19 protein-coding genes and 3 pseudogenes are annotated in these 25827 nt (G+C 67.9%); 12 read left to right on the top strand and 10 right to left on the bottom strand.

The features are described from left to right. The first annotated feature begins 74 nt into the window (after nt 1–74). The gene (locus ACFWM7_RS04095; protein ID WP_383254797.1) at nt 75–668 is read left to right on the top strand and encodes a TIGR03086 family metal-binding protein; all 594 of its coding nucleotides are present in this window, start codon (nt 75–77) and stop codon (nt 666–668) included. Here the strand turns inward: ACFWM7_RS04095 and ACFWM7_RS04090 are convergent. The 9 genes and pseudogenes from ACFWM7_RS04090 to ACFWM7_RS04050 all read right to left on the bottom strand — a co-directional run bounded on the left by ACFWM7_RS04090 (nt 583) and on the right by ACFWM7_RS04050 (nt 10260). Further along, complete coding sequence (locus ACFWM7_RS04090) at nt 583–927, bottom strand: hypothetical protein (protein ID WP_383254793.1); 345 nt, start codon at nt 925–927, stop codon at nt 583–585. The two genes, ACFWM7_RS04095 and ACFWM7_RS04090, sit on opposite strands and share 86 nt — an antisense overlap. A 163-nt stretch (nt 928–1090) precedes the next feature. Beyond that, nucleotides 1091–1378, bottom strand: a pseudogene (locus tag ACFWM7_RS04085) (TetR family transcriptional regulator); the annotation flags it as partial. A gap of 19 nt (nt 1379–1397) precedes the next feature. Next, nucleotides 1398–1833: pseudogene (locus ACFWM7_RS04080) on the bottom strand (thiopeptide-type bacteriocin biosynthesis protein); the annotation flags it as partial. A gap of 512 nt (nt 1834–2345) precedes the next feature. After that, nucleotides 2346–5288 carry a hypothetical protein gene (locus tag ACFWM7_RS04075; RefSeq protein ID WP_383254791.1) on the bottom strand — a complete coding sequence of 981 codons (2943 nt, stop codon included), beginning with the start codon at nt 5286–5288 and terminating at the stop codon, nt 2346–2348. Nucleotides 5289–5734: 446 nt separating this feature from the next. Continuing rightward, nucleotides 5735–6016: pseudogene (locus ACFWM7_RS04070) on the bottom strand (IS701 family transposase); the annotation flags it as partial. A gap of 536 nt (nt 6017–6552) precedes the next feature. Beyond that, nucleotides 6553–7347 carry a hypothetical protein gene (locus ACFWM7_RS04065; protein WP_383254789.1) on the bottom strand — a complete coding sequence of 265 codons (795 nt, stop codon included), beginning with the start codon at nt 7345–7347 and terminating at the stop codon, nt 6553–6555. 18 nt (nt 7348–7365) lie between these two features. Then, nucleotides 7366–8172, bottom strand: coding sequence for a hypothetical protein (locus ACFWM7_RS04060; RefSeq protein WP_383254786.1), 807 nt, complete (start codon nt 8170–8172; stop codon nt 7366–7368). Between the two features lie 268 nt (nt 8173–8440). Next, the gene (locus ACFWM7_RS04055; protein WP_383254780.1) at nt 8441–8980 is read right to left on the bottom strand and encodes a GNAT family N-acetyltransferase; all 540 of its coding nucleotides are present in this window, start codon (nt 8978–8980) and stop codon (nt 8441–8443) included. Further along, nucleotides 8977–10260: an XRE family transcriptional regulator gene (locus ACFWM7_RS04050; protein ID WP_383254776.1), complete on the bottom strand. Its 1284-nt coding sequence runs from the start codon at nt 10258–10260 to the stop codon at nt 8977–8979. The genes ACFWM7_RS04055 and ACFWM7_RS04050 overlap by 4 nt, the downstream gene beginning before the upstream one ends. A gap of 226 nt (nt 10261–10486) precedes the next feature. Between ACFWM7_RS04050 and ACFWM7_RS04045 the strand changes: the two genes are divergently transcribed. The 6 genes from ACFWM7_RS04045 (at nt 10487) to ACFWM7_RS04020 (ending at nt 19373) form a co-directional block, all read left to right on the top strand. Beyond that, entirely contained in the window at nt 10487–10933 is a 447-nt protein-coding gene (locus ACFWM7_RS04045) for an ATP-binding protein (RefSeq protein ID WP_383254774.1), read from the top strand. A gap of 510 nt (nt 10934–11443) precedes the next feature. Beyond that, nucleotides 11444–11623 carry an FxLD family lanthipeptide gene (locus tag ACFWM7_RS04040; protein WP_016825826.1) on the top strand — a complete coding sequence of 60 codons (180 nt, stop codon included), beginning with the start codon at nt 11444–11446 and terminating at the stop codon, nt 11621–11623. A 226-nt stretch (nt 11624–11849) separates the two neighbouring features. Next, on the top strand, nt 11850–14804 hold the full coding sequence (locus tag ACFWM7_RS04035; protein ID WP_383254771.1) for a lantibiotic dehydratase: 2955 nt from the start codon (nt 11850–11852) through the stop codon (nt 14802–14804). Next, a complete protein-coding gene (locus tag ACFWM7_RS04030) occupies nt 14771–16066 on the top strand; it encodes a lanthionine synthetase C family protein (RefSeq protein ID WP_383254768.1) in 1296 nt (431 codons plus the stop codon). The genes ACFWM7_RS04035 and ACFWM7_RS04030 overlap by 34 nt, the downstream gene beginning before the upstream one ends. 21 nt (nt 16067–16087) lie before the next feature. Further along, entirely contained in the window at nt 16088–18166 is a 2079-nt protein-coding gene (fxlM, locus tag ACFWM7_RS04025) for a methyltransferase, FxLD system (protein ID WP_383254766.1), read from the top strand. Nucleotides 18167–18254: 88 nt separating this feature from the next. After that, nucleotides 18255–19373 (top strand): hypothetical protein, encoded by a 1119-nt coding sequence (locus ACFWM7_RS04020; RefSeq protein ID WP_383254763.1) that lies wholly within the window; start codon nt 18255–18257, stop codon nt 19371–19373. Between the two features lie 339 nt (nt 19374–19712). Here ACFWM7_RS04020 and ACFWM7_RS04015 read toward each other — a convergent pair whose 3' ends face one another. Next, complete coding sequence (locus ACFWM7_RS04015; protein WP_073780093.1) at nt 19713–20297, bottom strand: hypothetical protein; 585 nt, start codon at nt 20295–20297, stop codon at nt 19713–19715. A gap of 380 nt (nt 20298–20677) precedes the next feature. Between ACFWM7_RS04015 and hemL the strand changes: the two genes are divergently transcribed. The 5 genes from hemL to ACFWM7_RS03990 all read left to right on the top strand — a co-directional run bounded on the left by hemL (nt 20678) and on the right by ACFWM7_RS03990 (nt 25824). Beyond that, entirely contained in the window at nt 20678–21901 is a 1224-nt protein-coding gene (hemL, locus tag ACFWM7_RS04010; RefSeq protein WP_383254851.1) for a glutamate-1-semialdehyde 2,1-aminomutase, read from the top strand. Continuing rightward, nucleotides 21898–22626: a histidine phosphatase family protein gene (locus ACFWM7_RS04005; protein WP_383254760.1), complete on the top strand. Its 729-nt coding sequence runs from the start codon at nt 21898–21900 to the stop codon at nt 22624–22626. The genes hemL and ACFWM7_RS04005 overlap by 4 nt, the downstream gene beginning before the upstream one ends. Nucleotides 22627–23110: 484 nt before the next feature. Beyond that, the gene (locus tag ACFWM7_RS04000; protein WP_383254757.1) at nt 23111–24367 is read left to right on the top strand and encodes a hypothetical protein; all 1257 of its coding nucleotides are present in this window, start codon (nt 23111–23113) and stop codon (nt 24365–24367) included. A gap of 67 nt (nt 24368–24434) precedes the next feature. Beyond that, entirely contained in the window at nt 24435–25037 is a 603-nt protein-coding gene (locus tag ACFWM7_RS03995; protein WP_383254751.1) for a TlpA family protein disulfide reductase, read from the top strand. Between the two features lie 4 nt (nt 25038–25041). Then, complete coding sequence (locus tag ACFWM7_RS03990; protein WP_383254746.1) at nt 25042–25824, top strand: cytochrome c biogenesis CcdA family protein; 783 nt, start codon at nt 25042–25044, stop codon at nt 25822–25824. Nucleotides 25825–25827 lie beyond the last annotated feature (3 nt).

Genomic DNA, 25827 nt, shown 5'->3' with positions numbered 1-25827 from the left:
GATGTTAGTGAGGCTCCGGACGCCTGTCGTGTTTCTTCAAGACGGGGGAGAGGGGGGCGGCGAAGGGTGGAGGCATGACTCAGACGATCGGTGAACTGCTGGAGACCGCCGCTGCCCGGGCCCTGCCCGTGGTCCGGGGGATCGACGACGCGCGGCTGGGCGACCGTACGCCGTGCGCCGATTACGACGTACGGGCGTTGCTGAACCACCTGTTCCTGGTGGTCGTGAACTTCCAGGCCCTCGCGGCGCGCGAGGACGTGGATTTCGGTCAGGAGCCGGAGTTCGTGACGGGCGACTGGCGGGGCAGGTTCGGCGAGGAGACCGCCCGCCTGGTGGAGGCGTGGAGCGCGCCGGGCGTCGAGGAGGGCACGACCGGGCGGATGGGGCTGCCGGCCCGGACGGTGGGGCTCATGGTGCTGGGCGATCTGACCGTGCACGCCTGGGACCTGGCGCGGGCGACCGGCAGGGACTTCGTGCCGGAGCGGAGCGTGCTCGACGAGGCGGGCCCGGGGCTGGCGGCGATGGCTCCGCAGGCCCGGGAGATGAAGGTGTTCGGCGAGCCGTTCCCGGTCCCGGAGACCGCTACCGCTTTCGAACGCCTGCTGGCCGTGACGGGCCGCGACCCGGGGTGGACGCCGGGCGGGACGACCGGGGCGAGCGGGAACTGATGGCGGCGGGCGCGGTGGGCGGTTCGGCGGGGTCCGGCGCGGCCGGGGCGTCGTAGAGGGGGCCGAGCGCGGCGTACGCGTCGTCGACGATCTCCTCGGCCAGCAGCAGCATGTCCTGCTCCGCCAGCCGGGCCGCCCGGTGGGTGTACGGGGACGGTGGCGCCGGATGCCTGCGGCGCCACCAGCAGTCGCAGGCCGCGTAGATGCCGCCGCCGAAGACGAGCACAGGGATGGACAGAGCCAGCAGAACGTCGCCCACGGCGGACCTCCTCGATGGTCGGTGTCCTGTGCATCGGCGCGCGGAGCGGGTCGGCTGAAGACCGGCCGTCGGCCAAATCCCCGTGTTCCCTGGCTCGATCCGACCGAAAACGTGCACGTGGGCGCGCGTGTCTGAACCCTTCGAGCGGCCGTACGGCCGGACCTCACTCCTCCGTGGGCAGGGCGGCGGCCAGCGCTCGCAGGCCGGTCAGCACCTCGTCGGCGGTGGGAGCGGACTCCGGGTCCGTGAGGTGCTGCATCATCAGGCCGCTGACGAGGGCGAGTTGCACCGATCCGAGGGTGCGGACCGTCTCCTCGGAGAGCTCAGCCTCGGCGGTGCCGGTGACCTCGCGCGCCATCCCGCTGCGGCCCTGCGCCAGTCCGGCGGCGACCTGCTCCCGCAGTTCCGGGTCGCGTTGAGCCCGCAGGACGGTCTCCAGGTTGGCGATCCAGAAGGTGCGCGCTGTCCTCGACTACTGCGTGCGCCTCACCGAACCGGGCTCGCAGGCCGCGTGTGAGGGCGCCGCGGCTGGCGAGCGCGGCGAGCGTGGCACCGACCCGTTCGAAGGCGGTCACCCACCCCTCGTACGCGTGGAGTGGGCCACCCTGGTTGCAGAGGCTGTAAGCGTCAGCGGTCATGAACTTCCGCATCGCCGGAACCAACTCGGCGCCTCGTTCGGAGCGCACTGGATCGGTAGGCGGCCGAAGAGCCGAGACCTTGGCCCATACATCGCCCTGCTCGAACCAGTCGAGTCCGGCGCCGCGCATCATGACGCTCGCCAGCAGGACCGCAGGCTCCTTGCCCCAGGTGGTTCGGGCTCGACTGGTAGGTGAGCAGGTGGCGGGAGTCGCCGTGGAACAGTCCGTGGGCGGTGTCCATGGCGTCAGGGCCGCCAAATGCCTCGGACGGCGTGATCCCTCCGCTCCAGCGCGGCGCGCGCTACCTTCAGGCGGCGCGGGAAGACGGCATGCACGCTTACGCCTTCGTCCCCGCAAGGCGATCGACGACGTCTTCACGGAAGATGAGATCGAGGACGACGGCGATCCCGCTGCCGCCCAGGGCACGCCAGCGCCCCAAGCGAAACCCATGTGCCCTGGCTGCCTGACGGCCCCTCTCCGGCACTACGAGAGCGGAACCCGGAAGCCCCGCCCGAACCCACCGAACCCCAGGTCAGGGCCACACCAGGCAGTACGCCTGGTGCCCCGCGTCGTGCAGCCGGTGGGAGAAGTCCTGCCACTCGTGGAGCGATTGGTGGCGGGAGGACGCAGACCTGGGGTTTCGCAGAGAAATGTGCGTTGAACTGGGAAAGCTCCTCTCCGTAGTTCTCACGGGTCAGCGTCGTTTCCCGGGCTCATGTGCCCTGGAAGTGCCCTGGTGGCCTCAGCTGACGAGAGGCTGGTCAGCAGCGTGAGCTCCAGTCAGGACGCTGGGAGGTCGACGGTGTGAAGGGGCGAGTTTGGATCGGTGGTGTCCCCCCCCGCACAGATTCGTCGTCCCTGTGCGTCCAGACCGTGGCCCATGCTGATTGAGAACGCGTCCATATATGCCTCTTGGTCTTCGATGAATTCCATGGCAGTGATGCCACCCGCGTTGATGGCGAGCAGGCTCACTCTCTCGGCAGCGTCGATGTGCCCGGCCTCTAGCTGTCTCCGAGCTATCTCGGCTAGGGCCAGTGCATTACCGGCACCCGCAGCTTCCCGCGCAAGTTCCTCGGAGCAGTCCAGCTTCCCTGCTTCCCACTGGAGCATGGCGATTTCTGCCAGGGCTAGCCCTTCCCCTGCGGCTGCGGCTTCTCGGCCCAGGGCCAAGGCCGTTGCTGGCTCCCCTGCTTCCCACTGGAGCATGGCGATTTCTGCCAGGGCCAGTCCTTCCCCTGCGGCTGCGGCTTCTCGTGCCAACTCCATGGCTCGCTCCCGCTCGTTGGCGTTCCAACGTGCCAGAGCCACTGCGCTGAGAGGGGGCGGTAGCTCGTGGGGTGAGGCGATGGGCGCGAGTCTCTCAGCGGTATCCAGTTCTCCTGCTTCAAGGAGACGCCTGACGAGTTGGTTGAGAGCGTATTCTGCTCCTGCCGCTGCGGCCTGATGGGCCCATGATTCGACTGTCTCCCAATCTCCCTCCTCGCCCCGTATGTCGGCAAGCCATTGCATGCCCAACCCACTGCCGGCATCAGCGGCTTGCCTGGCGAGTAGCTCGGCCTTGGCCCATTCCTGTGCCTTGGCGTATTCCGCGGCAAGATGGCTGAGAGCGTCTCCGTGGCCTGTGGCTGCCACCTCGTGAGCTAGTGCTTCAGCCTTGGCCCACTGTTCAGCCTCTAGGTAGTGGGAAGCAATGCTGGCCAGTGGATGGGCATCTCCAGCGATTGCGGCTTCGCGAGCCAAGGACTCTGCGGCTACGAATTCTCCCGCGTATATGAGGCGTGTGATTTGCCATTCCAGCGCGTGAGTGTTGCCTGCCGCCGCTGCCTCCAGGGCCAGCCTGAGCGCTTTCTTCGCCAGTCCAGCCATCATGTGACTTTCAGCGACTGTGCTGAGTGGGCCACCATGCCCTGCTCGGGCCGCCTCCCTGGCGAGAGCTACCGCCACCTTGCGCTTCCCGCGGTCGAAGTGCGCATGTACAAGCCGTGTCATGCCGTCATCGCTACCTGCGGTCAGAGCTTGCCGGGCAAATGCCGCGGCCCCCTTCCAATCGTCCTTGTCCAGGCATTCCCAGGTAAGGGCGCTGAGGGAGGGACCATGGCCTGCCGCAGAGGCCAGTGAGTGCATGAGTGAACCCTGCTCGCCATCTCGAAGATCTGCTAGCTCCGCTAGGACTGTTGGGTCTCCAGCGGCGGCGAGGGCTGTGGCCAGGCGGTCTGCTATGCCGAAGCGCAGTCGCTCGTCGGCCGCGAAAGCCATGGTTCTGAGGGATGGGTTGTCCTCGATGCGGCAGGCGGCTGCGTCCCAGAAGCCCTCGGGCGGAAACGTCAGTTGCCGAGAACGGATGGTATGCAGCAGCACGTAGTCGGCGAGGAGGAGGGGGGCGGGAACCTCATCCGGCGCCCCCACGGGTGGTGCTTGAGGGGCCAAAGGGCCGGGGACGCCCCGACACGGTTGGGATGTGTACTGCAGCGCCTGCTCGAACCACATTGATCGCCACTGCGACGTTTGGACGGCCCAGTCGTCGGGGTCGAGGTAGGCAGCGGCAGCATGCCGCAGGAATGTCTGCGTCAGAGCCGGAACGTGTCCCAGGCGCCGGGCATCGGCAGCGGCGTCGAGCAAGGCCCGAGCTTCGGGCGGGGCCTGCTCATACCGCGCCAGCAACTCGCGGGCGCCGGCGAGGTACTGGGTGATGCGCGTCGCGCCATGCTCCATCGCTTCGGCCAAGCGGCTGTCACGGCGGGCCAGGGGGCGCAAGGCTTCAAGGTCCTGGGTATCGAATGATTCCGGTATTCGGACGATGTGGGCGGCATTGAGCAACGCCGTCACAGGAGACCGAGCAGAAGGATCGTCAGTCCGGGGAGCCAGATCACTGAGGTTCTTACGCCATAGAGTTCCAGCGATCAGCACCGGACCACGCTCGGGCGAGAGGAGCAGTGAGGTGAGACTGGCAGCCGTGCGTTCGCCCTCCCTCGTCTTGTCCAAAAAGCGCTGGGTTTCGTTGAGCCAGAGAACCGTGCGGGCAATAGACGGGCCGCTGTCAAGCGCTGCTAGTAGCTCTGTTCGATCTGCCGGACGCCAAACATGCCAGCCCGTTGGCAGGTGCTGCAGGGCTTCCCACCAAGCGCGAGACTTGCCTGCGGACGAATCTGCCACCAAGATCACCATCTGGCTGGCCTGCTCAGCGCTTGTAGCGACCTTCTTCAGTTCGGCATCGTGCGAACGGGGGACGTAAGTCGGCAAGGGATCACTGGGGCGGCCAGGAGTGTCAATGGCGGGATGCACCTCCAGCTCCTTGACCGGATCGAAGCCGGCAGTCGGCCGCCCCAAGCGAAACAGATCTGGCTCATCAGCAGAAGCAGGCTGAACACCATTGGACTGGCGGCGGGCGTTTTCCCATAGTTGCTTCCAATGTGCCCGGTCCGCCCGTACTGCTCCCACAGTACGGGCGCTGGAGTGTGCGGCTCGCTCATGCGCCCACTGGTCCAGGACAGCGACGTAGGCCCACAGTTGGCGGAAGTCTGTCGCCGGAGCACCTTTCACTACCCAGTCATTCACTGCTGACTTCCCGGGGCCCTCGGTTCCCATCTCTCTACAGCGAATGCCGGCTGCCTGGATGGCTGCCGCTCGCGAGCGGGTTGCATGCCGAAGGATCAGACCGGCCGCAGTCTCCTTGGCCTTCAACTCCTGCGCCAACACGGCGCGTCCCGCATGGTCGATGGCCATCTCGTGTGAATCTCCCCTCCGGTAGGCATCCGTGTCCGGCGTCTCCGTCGAACGGAGACTGGCTAGTGCCGGTGACCTGCAGCGTTGCAGCGGTCGTTGTTCGTCTCCGGCAGCTCTGCTCTTCGAGATTCTCTCAGCTGTTCTCTGATCTTGCCGCCGCGTCGGCGGTAATGAGAGAGGAGACAGATGGATCCGCTTGTGGTGGCTCTGCTGGTGCCCGTGAGCATCGTCGTAACAGCCGTAGTGCTGATTCGTTTCACGATCAGCGGTACCGACTCACGCCATCGGGCAGCCGTTCTGAGCGCTATGGCAGAGCTCATCCGAGCCATTCGCGGGCGTCGGTGAGCAGTGCATTATGCTCCTCGCTCAGCCCCTAATTGATCGTTTTAGAATGATTTTTGCTCACTGGCTTGGCGGTTGGGCTGTTGGTCGGCAGAGTTCTGCGAGTGCCGGATGATCTTGTGCCGGATGATCTGGGGGATCGCGTCGCTCCGCTGCTCCCACCTGGCCCTCGACAGCAGGTGATGCAAACCGTAGGGGGTCGCGTCCCCGGCATGCTCGGCGAGCGTCCAGCAGTTCTTGCGCGGCAGGTCCGACAACAACCCGAGCACGAACGCCCGTGCCCGGCGCCGGGGTTCCACCCGGACGAACCGACCCGCGATACGGCCCATCAGAGCCTCGAACGTCTCCTGCCAGCGAGCAGGATCTACGCTGTGACCTGCGGCCACCGTCTGATCTTCTGTCTTCACACACCGATGATCACCGGTGGCCGCACCCGTTCCCGGACCAGCCCCGACCAGCAAGATCGCGATCTACAGCTGGAGTACTAGGCGGTCGACGACGCCTCCGCCGAGGAGGCTGGACTGGAGCGCAGGGCACATCCGTGCCCCGTCCATACCCATGTGCCGTGGCCGTCTGGCGGCGTCTCACCGCCACCCAAAATGGTGAGGCCCGAAGGCCCCGCGCGATCTACAAGAAACCTCGGATCAGGGCCACCAGGCAGTACGCCTGGTGGCCCGCGTCGTGCAGCCGGTGGGAGAAGTTCTGCCACTCGTGGAGCGGTTGGGTGCGGGAGGGAACTGACCTGGGATTTCCCGTGGGAATGTGCGTTGACCTGGGAAAACTTCTCTCGGTAGTGCTCACGGGTCAACGCCGTTTCCCAGGCTCATGTGCCCTGGGTGTTCACTTTCTACCGACCAATTTGCCTGGAACGGGTCGGTGCGAGGTCAGCGCCTGGGGTGGCTGATGTTCTGCTTGTCGCGCCTCATGGCCGCGCCGGGCAGCGGCTCTGACCGTCGCTCACTGCGTATGTCGAGACTTCCGCCGAGCGCACCGACATTACGGGATCGGGTCCGCCATGTTCCCGGAAGCGCGCCGGGTCCCACAGGTAGAGGACATCGCCATCCGTACTGAAAGCGAGCAGCGGACGATCGGTCGGGAGCGGTCCGTTGTGCACGGAAAGCTTGCTTTCGAGCGGTTGCACGCAGATCCGCGCTCCCTGGATGCCGAAGTAGAAATCCGGTGCAGTCGCGTTCACTACGTCACGGGCCGCGCGGTGGGCTGCATCGGAGGTCCGGCTCATGAACGCAACTCCTCCAGTGACGACGAGCACGACTGCGGCAACAGTGGACACGACGCTCACGATGCTCTTCTCCCAGGCCCAGTGGAAGTGGCGAGCCCAGCCGTAGAGGGCCAGAGGCGGCAGGAGTAGCCCTATGCAGCCGAGAGTGGGGAGCAGTGCAGCTGCACCGGTCCAATAGACGGGGGTGGAGACCGAGTCAGCGGGGATTCCGAAAGCGTCCTCCACGTACAGGAACTGCAAGAACGAGCCGACGAACGGCAGGACCCACGGCAGGGGCAGGACGAGCACGGTAAGCAGCCCGACTGCGTGCCTGCTGATCCAGGTCTGGCGAACGGCGAACCAGCAGCCTCGGGGTACAGACCACAGCAGAGCCAGACAGGCGAACGTGAGCAGAACGCTTCTGATCTGCGCGGCGGCGCCGTAGGGGTTCTGTTGGTGCCACATGTACCCGGGCATTGCGATGCTGGCGAGGATCAAGGCCCCGGCCGCCCAGCGCTAGGGCCAGGGGCGACGCTGATTACTCGTATACCAGTTGCCGACGAACCATGCGGCGATGGCGAGCGGCGCGAACATAGCCAGCCGGCCGAGCAAAGAGCGGTCGTACGCGAGCCAGCCGTAGAACATGAGTAGAAGTCCCAGGGCGAGACGGAGTGCTTTCCCTCGACGGCCGTGCCACCAGGGATTTCCGTCCTCATCCGTCTCATTGGCCTTGGGCCCCACGCTTTTGCGCACGCCGTGGCGCGACTCATCAAACTCGAAGCCTCCGAGCCGCTGTCGCCCAAGTAGCTCGCGGACCTCCGCTTCTTCGACAGATGGAGCAACACCGATGGTGCGCTGCTCGTCGGCGAGCCCCGACTGGGCACGCAGCGAGGCCAACCAGCCGAGGCCCCGCCTGTTTCGCCAGCTGGACTCCCGAAAGACGCGCCAAGTCACCATCGGGTCAGACGCCTCGGCACGGACGAGAGAGCCTCCCACGATGGTTATGGACACGTGCTTGCCCACAACCTCCAGCAGACGCTGGCGGGCACCGGTTTCAGCGCCCCTGCGCGAGCCGGGGAGTCGCACTTCTACGACGTATGCAACTTGGTTCTCCGGCCGTCCGGGATCTTCCTGCTCATCGGCCGGCCGGATCGCCCAACCTTGTTGCTCGCACAACCCCTTGGCGAGCAACTGATCACGCCCTCGCTTTGGAGCCCGAAAGATCAGATCTACCCGCTCGTCGAACCCCGCGGTCGGCACAGGGACTTCCACTTCGTCGAGAGCTGCGCTGATCGGAGGTCCGCCGGACGGAAAATCGTCCATCGTCCTGCGTGGACCGGGAACCCCCAACCGTGTCTCCGTCCTCGTCCTCCGTTCACTATTCGACGACGTGAGACGGCGAATGAGCAGCGTGCCGAGGCGCATTGCTTTGACATCCTCTTTGTGGTCGGCGCTATGCCAGCGGATGGGACGGGCGTGCATGGAGCCATGGTCGTCCCATAACCCAAGTGCGATTACGGTCGCACGGAGCACTGACAATGCCGCCCGCCACTGCCGCCGTTTACTCCGCCATTCCCAACCTCCGTGGTGGTCAGCGGCTGGTGTGGATCATGACGGTAAGCACAGGTGAGGCTGGCGATGGCTGGCTCTGTCCGATGTCCTCGTACCCCCACGACTTGTAGAGCGCGTGGACCTTTCCGTCGCCGGCGGCCCGGTTGACCATGAGCGTGACGTGCGGCTCGTGGCGTGTGGCGAGGAGGGCGTCGTGGATGCGGCGGGCCGTGCCGGTTTTTCGCCAGGCCGGGTGCACGCCGATCTCCTTCAGAGCCGTGGCCGGGCGCTTCGTGTACTTCTCCGCCGGCGTCGGGCTGGTGCGCTGCCAGTAGCGGTCCCCGTGCTCGATGGTGTTGCTGTACGCGTAGCCGACCGGTTGGCCGGCCGCGTACGCGAGGACGGCCGTAAAACCTGGTTCGGCGGAGTGCCGGTCGATGCGTTCGCCGAACGCGGTCGCCGCGTAGTTCGGCAGGTGGAGCAGCGGGGCGCGTACCTCGGCGTACACGTCGAGGAGGTCGCCGCGAGCGGTGTCCAGGTTAGTGAAAGTGCGCAGCTCGGTGGCGGGTGCCATGGTCATGCGGCCGTCCTCCATGTGGTGGTGTGCTCGGTCCAAACCTGGACGGTGGTGCTGCGCGGGGCAGTGGCGCGGAGGGCTGCCCCGAACTCCTGAAGCATCCGCGACACGCGGGCGTGGCGGGTGGCGGCGTCGATGGGGACTTTCATCGCGGTGGCTGTTGCGGCCTCGGCGGCGCCCTGGGCGAGCAGGGCGTGTGCGAGACGGGTCGTGGTGATGGCCCGGGACCTCAGCATGTGGGGGCGGAGCGAGGACAGGCAGCGGTGAGCGTGGTACTCGGCCGTTGGGTAGTCGCCGAGCGCCAGGTACGCGGAGAGGGCCAAGGAGTCCAGTTCGGCCTGGTCGTAGAAGGCGAGCAACCAGACCGGCCGGTGGTCGGCTGGATCGGCGCGCAGCATGGCGTCCTGCGCCTGCTCGAACGCGCGACGTGTATCGGTCCGGTTCTGGGCCGTACCGTGGATGGCGCCTTGGCGGGCCAGACCGAGGGACGCGAACAGCGGGTCGCGACGGGTGAGGTGCAGGTTGCGGGCGACATCGTTGGCGGCGCATGCGTCGGCGGGGCGGCCCATGTGGCGGTACATGGTGCCCGCGTGACTCCAGATACGGAACTTGATTGCTTGGTCCCCCGACATCTCGGCGAGGGCCTGGGCTTCGCGCATGTGCGCCTTCGCGACGTCGTAGCGCCGGCCGTCGATGGCGGCCCACATCGCAGACGAGCGGAATGCGGCTCCGGAGGCGTAGAGACTGCTGCGAACCCGCTGCGTGGCACTGCCTGCGTTCTGGAGGTTGAGCGCCTCGTCGGCGAGCGCCGTGGCCCGCTCCTCGATGCCAGGTTGCCCGCCGTGGCGGTGGTCGCTGGCGATGATCTCGGCGAAGCGCTTGTTCAGCCGGTTGACGTCGCTCATGCCGATTCGGCGCGGTGTCGCGGTCCCTGGGGTTGCTGCTGCGGCAGCCGCAGCAGCGATGCCGCCGACGAGGGTACGGCGCTTCATGTCGGGCTCCTCCTGCTGCGATGGCGCTGGGGTGGGCGAAGGCCGGCCCCGTGGCACGAACCCTAAGGCGACGGCGGGTAATCCGGTGACGACCTCAAGTGCGGTACGTGTTGCTGACTTTGGCCAGGTGACTCGGCCCGCTTTCCACGCCCGGACCGATGACCCGTCGAGCCCGCCTACGTGTCCCGTCAGCTGTTCAACAGCCCTGTTCACGGCGTCGGCCAGGCTGTTTGAGCTGTATCCGTGCTCGGTCATCCACGCCTCAAGGACGGTGTTGCGGATCGCGTCCATGCGGGCACGGTAGCCCGCGCGCTCCCTACCCACCAGGTAAAGAGCAGGTCAAAACGTCCTAGGTAAGCCCGGCAGGCGAGCACTGGAAAACCCTAACCAGCCCTTCAGGCAACGGAGTTATCTGGGTGTCGGCCACTCCCCGCGAGCGGCTGTTGACGGCTCGGTCCGCCCCTGAAAAGCCACAAGGGGTGAAGCGAGCGCCGAGACGACACGAAGGCTCCATCCCATGCCGATTCCGAAGAAAGCAGTTGAGACGGCCCTCGCCAGCCACCCCACGTACAGCGAGGTCTTCCCGTGCGTGCCGTCCACGGCCGAGACCGGACGCAGGCTCGTCCGGGGAGTTCTCGGGATGTGGCACCTTGATGTCCTCGCTGACCGCGCCGAGCTGATCGTCACTGAGTTGATCGCGAATGCCGCCAGGCATACCCCTTGTCCCGAGGTCCGTCTCGTTGTCGGGCGGCCAACTGCGACACGGGTACGCGTCGGGATCGTGGACGAGGAACCGTCGCGTCTGCCGGAGCTGAGCCACGCGGGCGAGGAGGACGAGTCGGGCCACGGGCTGTTCCTCGTCGAGGCTGTGGCCGACCGCTGGGGCTGTGACCTTCAGAGTGCAGGCGGACGTCTGCGGGGCAAAGAGGTCTGGGCCGAACTCCATGCCGAGGGCGACGAGTGAGAGCCCGGATGCGATGCCCTCGCTTCTTCTGGGCCCTGCCCGCCCGCCGTTTCAGCTCTGGGCCGGCACCGCCAGATACCAGGCTGCCGGATCGGCCGTCTCGGCCAGCTGGGGGAAGGGCCGTTCCTCGATGAATTCATCATGGATCACCGGTGACTGCTGGCTCGGCTGCGAACGGACCGGAGTGCGGGTGATCTGGCTCGGCCCGGTTCAGTGGGACGGGCAGCACGCCCCCTTCTACGCATGTGAGCTGTGCCTTGATCGTCTCAAGGCACAGGCCCTCACCTACCTCATGGGGCATTGATCGGCCTCCGCTCGATCAGCCCCTCGTACACGACTTCCCGGCGGGAGCGGGCGGTCCGGCCAGCGCTTTCTGTGCGGGCCGCGCCCCCTCGTGCCGGGCGGCCAGGAGCTGGTCCGAGGGCCAGCCGTCCGGTATCGCTCTTCTGGCGGCTCCTGGTGGCATTCCAGCCCAGCTCAGCAACAACCAACGATGAAGAGGAGTGCAGCATGACGCGCAGCACCGTGGTGCCCAGCCGTACCGAAGTACGACCGCAGATTCCGGGTGCATCAGACGGCTTCGACCTGGATGTCTCGCTCGTGGAGATCGCCGACCCGGCAGGTCTGGTCAACCTGACCGACGACAACTGCGGTTCCACCTGCGGCGCCTGCACCACCAACGTCGCCTGACGCCTGAATTGAATCCCCAGGTCACCTTCGGTCTGGTGCCGTCGCGCTCCCGCGCGGCGGCACCCGCCGCCCATCCCTTCGCCCATGGAGGTCATCGGTGGTTGCTCAACCCACAGTGTTCCGGGCCGGTTCCACCGCTCTCGTGCGCGCCGTGGCCCGACCGTTTCTGCCGGTTCCTCCGTGCCCTGACCCGGATGACCACTCTTCCGACGGCTCCTCTTCCTGCGTGACGTGGCTTCGCGCGGTCTGGGCGGACCAGCACATCGCCGACGCCGTGGCGCACTCCAGCCCAGCCTTAGCCATGCAGGTGCGGGCCGTGTGTACCACCGAGAATCCTCCCCTTCGAGACATACGGCGCGTGGCGCTGTCGGTGTCCCGATACCTCCTGCGGGCCCAGCACCGGGCCACGCCCTTCGGCTTGTTCGCCGGAGTGACTGCTGTGGCGTTCGGCTCGCAGGCACGTGCGGAGTGGGGCAAGGCTCACGTGGCCGTGGGCCGCGCGGGTGCGGAGTGGCTCGCCGCTGTGGTCGAACGGCTCGAGTCCTGCCCGGAACTCCTCGACCAGCTGCCCGTCGTTGTCAACAACACCGTGATGAGCCGGGGGGACCGGCTCATCGTGCCGTTCCAACTCGATCCGAATGACGCCCGGATGCGCGTGGTCGAGGCATCCCTGGCTCTGACAGAGCCGGTGCGTGCGGTCCTCGCCGCGGCCCGGACCCCGATTCGCTGCGGAGCTCTCGCGGAAAGGCTCCGGGCGGAGTTCCCCGAGGCTGATACGGAGAAGGTGCACCGCCTGCTTGCGGAGCTGGTCCGGAGACGAGCGCTCATCACGAGCCTGCACGCTCCAAGTACCGAGACCGACGCCCTCGGGTATCTGCTCGACCAACTCGACACGATCGGCGTCGACAACCTTGCGTCGGTAGCGGAGACGGCACGAGAGCTGCACGCGGTCCGCATGGGCTTGAAGGAGTGCGCCACGCGCGGCGGCCGGGACAGCACCGCAGCGCGGATGCGGGCCCTCGTGCCCGGCCTGCGTCGACACCCTGTTGCGGTTGACCTGCGGTTGGATGCGCGTCTCGTCCTACCGGAGGAAGTAGCTCGGGAGATCGAGCGCGCCGCCTTCATCCTGACCCGGGTGAGCAACCGCCCGTACGGGACAGCCGCGTGGAACGCCTACCACCAGCGCTTCTACGAGCGGTACGGCATCGGCACGATGGTCCCGCTCGCGGAGGTCGTCGCGGACAGCGGGACTGGCTACCTCGACGGCTACCCAGGCAGTCCTGACGGTTCGCGTCGGCCCCGCGTCTCCGCTCGGGATGACGCCCTCGTACGCCTGGCGCAGGGTGCTGCGCTCGACCGACGCGACGAGGTCGTACTCACTGACGAACAGATCGACGTCCTGGACGTGGGGCCCGACGAGCCACGACTGCCGCCGCATCTGGAGGTAGGGGTGAGAGTGCACGCCGCCAGTCTGAAGGACTTGCAGCGCGGACGATTCCAGCTGGAGGTCGTGAGCGTGTCGCGCGGGGCCGGCGTCTCGACAGGCCGGTTCCTCGACGTACTGGCACCCTACGAGCGTCAGGCCCTGGCCACGGAGCTGGCCGATCTTCCGGCTGCGGACAGCGACACCGTGCCCGCCCAGCTCTCCTTCCCGCCGCTGCTCCCGGAGAGCGCTCATGTCACCCGCGCCCCGCAGGTCCTGCCTACCCTGATCAGCCTCCAAGAGCACTGCGCACCGAAAGACACCGTTCTCACCCCGGAGGACCTGGCCGTGGGGTGCGATGGCCGCCGCATGTACCTGGCCGCTCCGGAACGGGGGCATCGCGTCGAGGCCGCCGGCATGAACGCGCTGAACCTGCACACGCACACTCCGCCGTTGGCACGCTTCCTCACTGAACTGTCCCGTGCCCAGTGCGCGCAGGTCACCACCTTTGACTGGGGCGTCGCAGCAGCGATGCCGTTCCTGCCGCGCCTGCGGTACGGGCGTACGGTGCTGACCCCGGCGCGCTGGCGTCTGGAGGCGTCCGAATTACCCGGCCGTGCTCGTCCTCGCGCTGAGTGGGACACCGCGCTCTCCGAATGGCGGGCACAGCGGGGATTGCCTCGCCGCGTGCTCCTTGTGGAAGACGACCGGCGTCTCTTCCTCGACCTCGACGAAGGCGGCCATCGGACGCTCCTGCTCCGACACCTCGACCGCGCTCACCAGGCCGTACTCACCGAGGCCCCGGAACCAGAAGCGAACGGCTGGTGCGGCGGGCGAGCCCACGAGATCGTGGTGCCGCTCAAAGCGACCCGGCCGCCGTCCTGGCCGCCCCTGCCTGCTCCCACTGAGGCTCGCGCCCTCTCGTCGGCCCAGCTGCAGACTCCCGCTGCTTCATCGGTGTTGCTCGCCGCCTTGTACGGAGATCCCCGCCGCCAGGACCTCCTGCTTTCCCAACACCTCCCCGGACTCATCGAACGACTGGGCAACCCGCGGTGGTGGTTCATCCGCTTCCGTGACCCGGACCAGCACCTCCGCGTCCGCATCGCTCTCCCTGACCGCAGAACTTTCGCTCAGACGGCGCGGACCGTGAGCGCGTGGGCCGACGACCTGCGCAACGGCGGCCTGCTGGCAGACCTGCGCTATCCCACCTCTTATCGAGAAATGGGTCGTTGGGGCTCCGGTGCCGCCTGGGAGGCGGCCGAGGATGTGTTTCGGGCAGACTCGCACGCCGTTCTGGCCCAGCTCACAGAGCCGCAGAGGCCGGCGCAACGCACGCTGGTGGCGGCCCACACCGTCGCCATCGTCTCCGCGTTCCTCGGCAGCACCGAGGCCGCGATGCGCTGGCTGGCCGACCACGTCTCGCCGACGGCGCCTGCGTCCGTTCCCCGCCCGCAGTTCAGCGAGGCCGTACGGCTCGCGAACCCAGCCGACGACTGGGCCGCCCTGCGCGAGGTCCAGGGCGGAGACGCCATCGTGTCGGGTTGGGCAGAGCGCGATGCGGCACTCGCCGCGTACCGGTTGCACCTTCCCGGCCCGGACACCCAGGGCATCGCCGTCGATGACGTCCTGACCTCCCTTCTGCACGTCCACTTCGTGCGGCACGTCGCGGTGAACTTCCCCGAGGAAGAGGTGTGCCTCTACCTGGCTCGCGCTGCTGCTCTGGCGTGGACTGCCCGCACCACCAGGAGGCCGGCGTGACCGTGCTCCCGACGCTCGGCCTGGTCGATGCCGTTGCTGCGAGGCTCGCCGACCCCGGCACGGTGCCCTCCGTCCTCCAGACACATCGGCAACATCTCGCCTACGGCCCACCAGGGATCGCGCTTCTCCACATCGAGCGGGCCGCGAACGGCCTCGGACCGTGGCAGCATGCGCACAACTGGCTCGCTGCTGCGTCCCACGGATCCCTCACGAGCGGACCCGACAGCCACCCCTTCTACGGCGTGCCCGCCTTCGCCCACGCCCTTGCCTGCGCCGCCGACCATCTTCCTGGCTCCTACCAGCGCGCCTTGGACTCGATGGACCGACAGATCGGGATCGACGTCAGACGCCGTCTCGACGCAGCGCATCGCCGCATCGATGCCGGATGCCTTCCGCGACTGGCCGAGTTCGACGCCATCCGGGGCCTGACCGGATACGGGGCTTACCTTCTACGCCGGAACCCAGACAGTCCTACGGTGCGCGCTGTCCTCGACTACTGCGTGCGCCTCACCGAACCGATCAGGGAATTCGGCGAGGACCTTCCGGGGTGGTGGACTGCGACGGGGCCCTCGGGCAGACCGGACGAACAATTCCCCGGTGGCCATGCCAACACGGGCGTGGCCCACGGCATCGCCGGAGTGCTCGTGCTTCTGGCCCTCGCCGCCCGGAAGAGCACCATTACGAACGGGCACCTCAGAGCGCTGCACACCATCCTGACGTGGCTCGACCGCTGGCAGGAGGAGACAGGCCGAGGAGCAACCTGGCCGTACTGGATCACCCGGAGCGAGCTACGTACCGGTCGCTGCGCCGCGTCCAAACTCCGGCGTTCGTCATGGTGTTACGGCACCGCCGGCCTCGCCCGCGCTCAGCAACTTGCCGCGCTCGCTACCGGTGACACCGAACGCCAGATCACGGCGGAGAACGCGCTCGCCGCCGCCCTCACCGACCCGGACCAGCTCGGCGCCACGACGGACCACGGCCTGTGCCACGGCTTTGCCGGCCTCACCCACATCGCCGTCCGCACGGCCGCAGACGCCCATCCCTCAACCGTCGGTCGACTCCGAGCCGCGATCCCGGAACTTTTGGCCGCGATCTGCCCGGTGGACAACGACCTCGAACGCGCGGCCACGGCACTTGTGAGCGGCACAGGAGCGGGGCCCGGCCTGCTCGATGGAGCCGCCGGAACAGCCCTGGCTCTTCTCGCTGCCGATACCGCCGCACCACCCCAGTCCGCCTGGGATTCCTGCCTGCTCATTGCCTGATTCACCGACCGAAGGACTTCGATGCCCCCTGACTGGCAGCAGCACAACATCACCTTCATCGACCGCGAGAGCGCCCGGCACGCCATCGACGAACGCCTCGGGCCCGCTCTGATCACAGCCGAGACCGAGGGGCAGCTCACCGGCTGGTGGTTCATGAACAAGCAGCCTTGGCCGCTGCGGTACCTCGCCGACGAGCCCTCCCCGATCATTGAGTCGCTGCTGAGCGATCTCGTGGGTGACGGGGCGGTCGTGTCATGGCTGCCCTCTGTCTACGAGCCCGAGTCCGAGGCATTTGGCGGTCCGGGCGCTATGGACACGGCCCACGGACTGTTCCACAGCGACTCCCGCCACCTGCTCACCTACCAGCCGAGCCCGGACCACCTGGGGCGCAAGGAGACTGCGGTCCTGCTGGCGAGCGCCATGATGCGCGGCGCCGGACTCGACTGGTTCGAGCAGGGTGACGTATGGGCGAAGGTCTCGGCTCTTCGGCCGCCCACCGACCCAGCGCGCTCCGAGAGAGCCGCTGAGTTGGTTCCGGCGATGCGGAAGCTCATGACCGCTGACGCCTACAACCTCTGCAACCAGGGTGGTCCACTCCACGCGCACGAGGAGTGGGTGACCGCCTTCGAACGGGCCGGTGCCGTGCTCACCGCGCTGGCCTGCCGCGGCGCCCTCACACGCGGCCTGCGAGCCGTCATAGCCCACCACATCATCTTCCACGCCAACCGCGCCGGTCTCATCAGGGACGACCAGAGCGCTCTGTCCAACATTGCACGAGAGGCAGTCATGGGAACGAGTGACCACACCGCGTCGCCGACCGAGTCGACGACCGACGCCGATAGCGTGAAAGGGGTGAACACCGACACGATCGTTACTCCGACGTCCGATGCCGCGCGCCTCCGTGACGCCCTGGTGGACAAGCTCCGCGCTGACGGAAGCGCCCGAACTTCCGGCGTGGAGACCGCGTTGCGGACCGTGCCCCGTCACGTGTTCGTGCCCGATGTGCCGCTCGAAGACGCATACGCCAACGCGCCGGTGCACATCAAGTACGACACCGACGGCAGCTCGATCTCCTGTGCCTCCCAGCCGGGCGTGGTCGCCCTCATGCTGGACCAGCTCGACGCCCAGCAAGGCGAGCGCGTCCTCGAACTTGGCGCAGGCACCGGTTACAACGCCGGTCTGCTCGCCCATCTGGTCGGTGAGAGCGGGCACGTCACCACGCTCGATGTCGACGACGACCTCGTAGAGGGCGCCCGCGCGCATCTCTCCGCTGCCGGAATCACCAACGTTGAGGCGGTCACCCGAGACGGGGCCCTCGGCTACGCGGAAGGTGCGCCGTACGACCGAATCATCGCCACCGTAGGCGCGCACGGCGTGCCGCACGCCTGGTTGCAGCAGCTTGCTCCCGGGGGCCGGCTTCTCGTCCCGCAGCGGCTCAAGGGCACGGTGTCCCGCTCCATCGCCTATGAGCAGCGCGATGACCGGTGGATGTCCCTCGGTAGCGAGATGAACACCTTCATGCCGCTCAGGCGGGGCATCGCCGACGACGACCGCCGGGTCATCCCGCTGAGCACGGACGGAACCGTACGGCTCCAGGCCCCCGCCGGGCAGGCAATCGACACCGAGGCCCTCGACGGCGTCCTGCACGAGCCGCGCACCGAGGAGTGGACGGGCATGACGGTCCGCGCCATGGAGTCGCCGGAGTGGATGGAACTGTTCCTCACCTGCTCCCTTCCCTCCGGCCTGATCCGGATGCTCTTCCCGCAAGCCGCCAAGGGCACTTTGCTCACCGAGGACCCCTACCCCTCCTCGACCGCAGCCGTCGACAAAGGCGCCGTCACCTACCTCGCACGGCGTCTGTCTGAGAAGAAGACCTCCGAAGGCGGCAAGCTGTGGGAGTTCGGGGTCATCGGCCACGGTCCCGGCAGCGATGAACTGGCCGCAAGGGTCGCTGCGGCCATCCGCGTGTGGGACCTGGAGTACCGGGGCCGTGAAGCCACGTTCGAGATCCAGCCTCTCGACGCCCCCGCGATCGAGCAGCGAGCCGGCCTCTTCGCGCTTGACACCCCGCTGAACCGCATCGTCGTCGACTGGAGTTGACACCCCACGCGTAGTGGGCGGTGGCCGCCGGCGCGCAACTGGCGGCCACCGTGGCTTTACCCGTCTTCACACACACCTGGGGGAGTCCATGGACCCGCACGGATCCACAGCTCAGCGCTTTCCGCTCGTCGCCCGATTCCGGCCCGCCTGCCTTCCCCTGCCGAAGCGCGTGCGCGCGCTCGTCGACTTGGCCGACTCCGCGATGGCGGAGGCCGATCAGGGGGTGGCGTCCTCCGTCTACAACCAGTCCGCCCTGCTTGCCTCAGATCTCAGCCTTCCCGACCTGGCGCGCGCGATGTGCCACGAGCACGCCGCCGCCTATCTTCATGCTTGCCCCCTCCCCGCAGTCAGCGCGATCCGCGGCTTGGAGCCCGTCGTCAATCTCGCCCGCCTCCAGATCCGCGGCGGCCATGCCGATGCGGGTCGCCAGCGGCTACTCGACCTGTACGCAGCTGTCGAGGCGAGCACACCAGCCAGGTTTGAAGGAGTGGCGATTCCGGCGGACCTCACCGCCACAGACAAGGACCGCCATGAGGTCGTCGCGTGGCTGTGGCGTGTGCTGCTCGCCGACGGGACGCGCGCTCTTACTGCCGAGGGACGCTGGTCCGAGGCCCTGGCGCACCTGGAGACCCATCGAGGCGTGGGCAGGCGAATGCTCGATGGACGCCAAGTGGCGGTACTCGCCTCGCTCGCTGCGGGAGATACGGCACACGCCGCGACGCTCCTCGCCGGTACGGTGCCCGGCGAGCCGTGGGAGCAGACTGTCACGGCATGCCTGACTGCCCTGTGGCGCCGCGACGCGGGACAACCAGTCGGCGGTCACCCGGCGGACTTGGCAGACGCCTACCTTGAGCGGAAGCCCGAGCCGGGGACGACCGTCTTCGATAGCCGGCTGGGACTGACCGTCCTCGACGTGATCGGGTCCGCCGATCTTCCGGCTGCGCACCGCATCGCCGAGGAGTTGCACCGGAGGGCGACGGAGGCCGAGGACGGCCACGCGGCACGTGAGAACTTGGCGAACTCTCTGTTCATCGAGCTTGCTACGAACAGGCAAGAGCAGGACTGCCGCGCTTTGGTGCGGGCGTGCGCCCTCGGGGCAGAGACCCTCCCAGACCAGATGCAAGGAGCGCTGTCAGCAGCTCTGCGTGCCGCCGACAGCGTCATCCGGAAGAGTCTCGTGCCATCAACGCCTCTGTTCCCGCAGTGAGCGCGAAGCCTGGAAGCGGGCCTACAACCGCAGCGTCTTCAACATGGGCGACTACAGCGCACCCTGGCCGCCGGCGGCGTGATCCCTCCGCTCCAGCGCGGCGCGCGCTACCTTCAGGCGGCGCGGGAAGACGGCATGCACGCTTACGCCTTCGTCCCCGCAAGGCGATCGACGACGTCTTCACGGAAGATGAGATCGAGGACGACGGCGATCCCGCTGCCGCCCAGGGCACGCCAGCGCCCCAAGCGAAACCCATGTGCCCTGGCTGCCTGACGGCCCCTCTCCGGCACTACGAGAGCGGAACCCGGAAGCCCCGCCCGAACCCACCGAAACCCCAGGTCAGGGCCACACCAGGCAGTACGCCTGGTGCCCCGCGTCGTGCAGCCGGTGGGAGAAGTCCTGCCACTCGTGGAGCAGCTGGTAGACGTTGAACGCGTCGCGCGGGCCGCCGCGGTCGGGGACCGTGGACCAGATGAAGGCCGCCGCGCCGACCGACTCCTCGCCGACGCCGCGCAGCGGGTCGACGACGGTCATCGGGAGTTTGACCACCGCGTAGTCGGGGTGGAGGACGACCAGTTCCAGCGGGGGGACCTTGTGCAGGGGTATCCCCTGGATTCCGGTCAGGACCATGGCGGCCACGGTCTCCGGCTTGATCTTGGTGAACATGCCGCCCATGCCCAGCTCGTCACCGCCGAGCTCCTCCGGGCGCATCGAAATGGGCACCCGGGCGGCAGTGGCCCCGTCCGGCGCGCCGAAATACTTGTACGTCACCCCCATCCCGCCCCCGCTCCTGGTCCCGGGGGGCGGTGTGCTCTCCGCGCCCCTGCTCTGGGCGCGCTCGGCCCTGCGCCGGTGCCGCCCTCGCCGGGCAGGCTCGGGCCCCAGGTCGTCGGTCCCTTCGCCCACTCCGCCACCGCGATGCATATCTCATCCACCCGACTACTTCTTAGGAGACACAGCCCCCGCCGCGCAACCCGATCATCGTGTCAGTGACCTCCCCCGCGGGCGTGCGGTGAAACACCTGTCCGCAAAGACCGTCCGTGCCTCTGACACCATGGCATGGGTGAGCTTTCCCTATGACGCCCCAGTTTCGCAGACGCGAGAGCGCTGACGCTCTTTCGTGATACGAGGGGAACGCGCTCCCTGCTCACCGGTGGCCGAGATTCATAGGGATTTCCCGGCCCGGCCTCCCGACACCCGAATCGCAGATCAGGACCAAAGTGGCGTATTCATACGAAGCCCCAGTTTCGCAGTCGCTGTTCGACCGGGCGTCCGTCGTGACGCCTGGCGGCGTGAACTCTCCCGTGCGTGCCTTCCGGGCCGTGGGCGGTACGCCCCGGTTCATGGTGTCCGGCACCGGTCCGTACCTCACCGACGCCGACGGCCGTGAGTACGTCGACCTCGTCTGCTCGTGGGGGCCGATGATTCTCGGCCACTCTCACCCAGAGGTCATCGCCGCAGTCCAGGAAGCGGTCTCCCGGGGTACCTCCTTCGGTACGCCGGGTGAGGGCGAGGTCGCGCTCGCCGAGGAGATCGTGGCGCGGATCGAGCCCGTCGAGCAGGTGCGTCTGGTCTCCTCCGGCACCGAGGCGACCATGTCGGCGATCCGGCTGGCCCGCGGCTTCACGGGCCGGGCCAAGGTCGTGAAGTTCGCCGGCTGCTACCACGGCCACGTGGACGCGTTGCTCGCCGCCGCCGGGTCGGGCGTGGCCACCTTCGGGCTGCCCGACACCCCCGGGGTCACCGGCGCCACGGCCGGGGACACCGTCGTGCTGCCGTACAACGACCTGGACGCGGTCCGCGCCGCCTTCGCCGCGCACCCGGGCGAGATCGCCTGCGTGATCACCGAGGCCTCGCCCGGCAACATGGGCGTCGTCCCGCCGGCGGACGGCTTCAACGCCGGGCTCAAGGAGCTGTGCGCGGCCAACGGCGCGCTGTACATCTCCGACGAGGTCATGACGGGCTTCCGCACGTCGAAGGCCGGCTGGTACGGCGTCGACGGCGTCCGCCCCGACCTGATGACCTTCGGCAAGGTCATGGGCGGCGGCTTCCCCGCCGCGGCCTTCGGCGGCCGCGGCGACGTGATGGCGCACCTGGCCCCGGCCGGCCCGGTCTACCAGGCGGGCACCCTCTCCGGGAACCCGGTCGCCACCGCCGCCGGCCTCGCCCAGCTGCGGCTGCTGGACGACGCGGCGTACGCGACGATCGACGCGGTCTCCGCCGAGCTGCGCTCCCTGGTGGGCGACGCGCTCACCAAGGAGGGCGTCGCGCACACGGTGTCCGCCGCGAGCAACATGTTCTCCGTCTTCTTCACGGACCAGCCGGTGCGCAACTACGACGACGCCAAGCAGCAGGACGTCTTCCGCTTCACCGCGTTCTTCCACTCCATGCTGGAGCAGGGCGTCTACCTGCCGCCCTCGGCGTTCGAGTCCTGGTTCGTCTCCACGGCCCACGACGAGCGGGCGGTCGAGCGCATCGCCGCCGCCCTGCCCGCGGCCGCCCGTGCCGCATCGGAGGCCACCGCATGAGCGAGAAGAACACCGGCCCCGAAGGCGTGAACCGCGACGAGCAGGTGACCGTGGTGCATGTGGTCCGGCACGGCGAGGTGCACAACCCGGACGGTGTGCTCTACGGCCGCCGGTCCGGCTACCACCTCTCCGACCTGGGCCGGAAGATGGCCGACCGGGTCGCCGAGCACCTGGAGAAGCGCGACATCACCCATGTCGTCGCCTCCCCGCTGGAGCGCGCCCAGGAGACCGCCGACCCCATCGCCCAGGTGCACGGCCTGGACCTGGCCACCGACGCCCGGCTGATCGAGGCCGCCAACGTCTTCGAGGGCAAGACCTTCGGCGTCGGCGACGGCGCGCTGCGCAAGCCGGACAACTGGAAGCACCTCACCAACCCGTTCAAGCCGTCCTGGGGTGAGCCGTACATCGAGCAGGTCGTCCGGATGATGGGCGCGATCGACACCGCCCGGGACGCGGCGCGCGGGCACGAGGCGGTCTGCGTCAGCCACCAGCTGCCGATCTGGATCCTGCGTTCGTTCGTGGAGCGCCGCCGGCTGTGGCACGACCCGCGCAAGCGGCAGTGCACCCTGGCCTCGCTGACCAGCTTCACCTACCGGGGCGACAAGATCGTCTCGGTCGGCTACTCGGAGCCGGCCCGGGACCTGGTGCCTGTGCACCTGCTGGCCGGGGCCAAGCCGGCGAAGGGGAAGGCCGCGAAGGGCCAGTCCAAGGCGTTCGGCGCGTAGTCCGACGCCACGGGACGGGATGTACGGGACGTACGGAACGACGGAACGTTACGGGACCGGCTGCCGCGCATCGCGGCGGGCGGTCCCGTCCCTGTTTTCCAAGCAGGCAGGGGCTCCCAATCGACGCCCTGGTGGAGGCCTTCCGGGAGGGGCGGCCGGGGGCGGGGCCCCCGCCCGCGCATGAGTTCGACGATCCAGGGAAGCCGACCTCTCGGCCGCCGCCTCGCCGATCGGTGACTCGTCGATCGGCGACCCGTCGGCCCACAGCAGAACTGCGGAGGGCTTCTCCCGCGTCCCCCACATCGGAGCTGCTCGTAGATACGTGCGGGCGCCGTACGGACGTCGCACCAAGATCGGCCGGGCGGCCGCAAGGTAAAGCGTAAAGAAAGTCCCCAAATGCACGGAACCGTCGTGTTACGCGCCTCATCTAACCCTTCAGCAGTTTGTATGGGCTTGAGATAAAACGACCGCAGATGGGGACGGTATGCGCGACATCAATCGAAGGGGCCTGCTCGGCGCGGGACTCGGGGCCGCAGCCGCGATCGGACTCGCCGGCTGTGGCACCTCGGGCTCCTCCGGTGACGGAGGGTCCGGCCAGGGCGGCGAGGGTGACTCCGGTACCGGCGGCAACGGCAGCGGAAACGGTTCGCCGAAGAACAAGGTCCGGCTGATCGGCGACGGCTCGACCGCCGACACCGGCAAGCAGCCCCACCAGCCGGACGCGCCCGTCCCGCTCGAACCCGGCCAGAAGCCCCCGCAGTTCGTGATCTTTTCCTGGGACGGCGCGGGCGAGGTCGGCAACGGGCTCTTCCCGCGCTTTCTCGAACTCGCCAAGGAACACGACGCGGCGATGACGTTCTTCCTCTCCGGGATCTATCTGCTGCCCGAGTCGAAGAAATCCCTCTACCGTCCGCCGAACAACCCCCGCGGCGCCTCCGACATCGGCTATCTCACCGACGATCACGTCAAGGACACGCTGAAGTACGTGCGTCAGGCGTGGCTGGACGGCCATGAGATCGGCACCCACTTCAACGGGCATTTCTGCGGCGGTTCCGGATCCGTGGAGCGCTGGACGCCGGCCCAATGGCACAGCGAGATCAATCAGGCTGTGTCGTTCGTCACGGAATGGCGGACGAACACCGGCTGGGAGAACGAGGACCCGCTTCCGTTCGACTATCGCAAGGAACTCGTCGGCGGCCGCACCCCCTGCCTGCTCGGCCAGGACAATCTCCTGCCGACCGCGAGCAAGCTGGGCTGGCGCTACGACGCCAGCTCGCCCGGCGGCCGCCAGACCTGGCCCGTCAAGCGCGGCGGCGTCTGGGACCTGCCGCTGCAGGCGATGCCGTTCCCCGGGCACTCCTTCGAGGTGCTCTCGATGGACTACAACATCCTCGCCAACCAGTCGCAGAATTCGACCAAGGGCATGCCCGCGCGTTATCCCGCCTGGCGGCAGCAGGCGACCGACGCCTATCTCGCCGGATTCCAGCGCGCCTACGAGTCGAATCGCGCGCCCTTCTACATCGGCAACCACTTCGAGGAGTGGAACGGCGGCATCTATATGGACGCCGTCGAAGAAGTGATCAAGAAGGTCGCGGACAAGGACGACGTCCGTCTCGTCTCGTTCCGGCAGTACGTCGACTGGCTCGACGCCCAGGATCCCGCCGTCCTCGCCAAGCTCCGGACGCTGGACGTCGGGCAGGCGCCCGCCGGCGGCTGGAACTCCTTCTTTAAACAGGCTTGACAAGGGGCTTTACGGGCACCGAGGGGGGCGCGCAGATCGCCGGAAACTGCCATGCGAAACTTTTCACATGAGCTTTGGCCGCGCGTCCCGACGCCGCTTCACCCTGCTCGCCGCCACCGCCGTGGCCGGTGCCCTGACGCTGACCGCGTGCGGCGACGGCAACAAGGCCGGGGGCGGCGGCAACACCAACTTCGTCACCGGCAGCGGGGGCGTCTCCACCGTCGCGAAGGCGGACCGGGTGGCCGCGCCCAAGCTCGACGGCAACAGCCTGGAGGGCAAGCCGCTCGACCTCGCCGACTACAAGGGCAAGGTCGTCGTGCTGAACGTCTGGGGCTCCTGGTGCGGCCCCTGCCGGCTGGAGGCGAAGTACTTCGCGAAGGTCTCCGAGGAGACGAAGGACCAGGGCGTCCAGTTCGTCGGGATAAACACCCGCGACCCCGAGCGGGACAAGGCGATCAACTTCGAGAAGGACTACGGGGTCGAGTACCCCAGCTTCTACGACCCGATCGGCAAGCTCATCCTCCGTTTCCCCAAGGGCACCCTGAACCCGCAGGCCATCCCGTCCACCGTGGTCATCGACCGGGACGGGAAGATCGCGGCCCGCACGCTCCAGGCGCTGAACGGGGACGAGCTGCGCGAGATGATCGACCCGATCATCGCGGAGAAGTGATCCGGTGATCCCGCTCGCCGCCCACCACGAGACCGTCACGCTGGCCGCGTACAACGACACCGTGCTGTCCGGGGCGCTGCTGGCCGCTCTGCCGCTCGCCCTGCTGGCCGGTCTCATCTCCTTCTTCTCGCCCTGCGTCCTGCCGCTGGTCCCCGGCTATCTGAGTTACGTCACCGGAGTCAGCGGCACCGACCTGGCCGACGCCCGCCGGGGCAGGGTGGTGGCCGGCGCCTCGCTGTTCGTCCTCGGCTTCACTGTCGTGTTCGCCTCCACCGGCGCGCTCTTCGGCTACTTCGGCCAAGAGCTCCAGATGCACGCCGAGGTGCTCAACAAGGTCCTCGGCGTGCTGATGATCCTGATGGGCGTCTTCTTCATGGGGCTCCTGCCGGGCGTGACGCAGCGCGAGTTCCGCTTCCACAAGCGGCCGGTGACCGGTCTGGCCGGAGCACCGCTGCTCGGCGCCCTGTTCGGGATCGGCTGGACCCCGTGCATCGGCCCGACGCTCTCCTCCGTACTGGCGCTCTCGACCCAGAGCGCCACCGCCGGACGCGGCGCGATACTGACCATCGCGTACTGTCTCGGTCTCGGTGTCCCGTTCGTCCTCGCCGCGGTCGCCTTCCGCAAGGCGCTCGGCGCGTTCGGCTGGGTCAAGCGCCACTACGCATGGGTGATGCGGATCGGCGGCGGCATGATGATCGTGACCGGAATCCTGCTGCTGACCGGTGCGTGGGCCACGCTCATGCAGCACATGCAGAGCTGGTCCAGCGGCTTCGTTGTAGGGATCTGAGTC

The sequence above is a fragment of the Streptomyces sp. NPDC058375 genome (assembly GCF_042723425.1).
In the GTDB taxonomy this organism is placed as follows: Bacteria; Actinomycetota; Actinomycetes; order Streptomycetales; family Streptomycetaceae; genus Streptomyces; species Streptomyces durocortorensis.
This window is presented reverse-complemented; position numbering and strand designations above follow the sequence as displayed.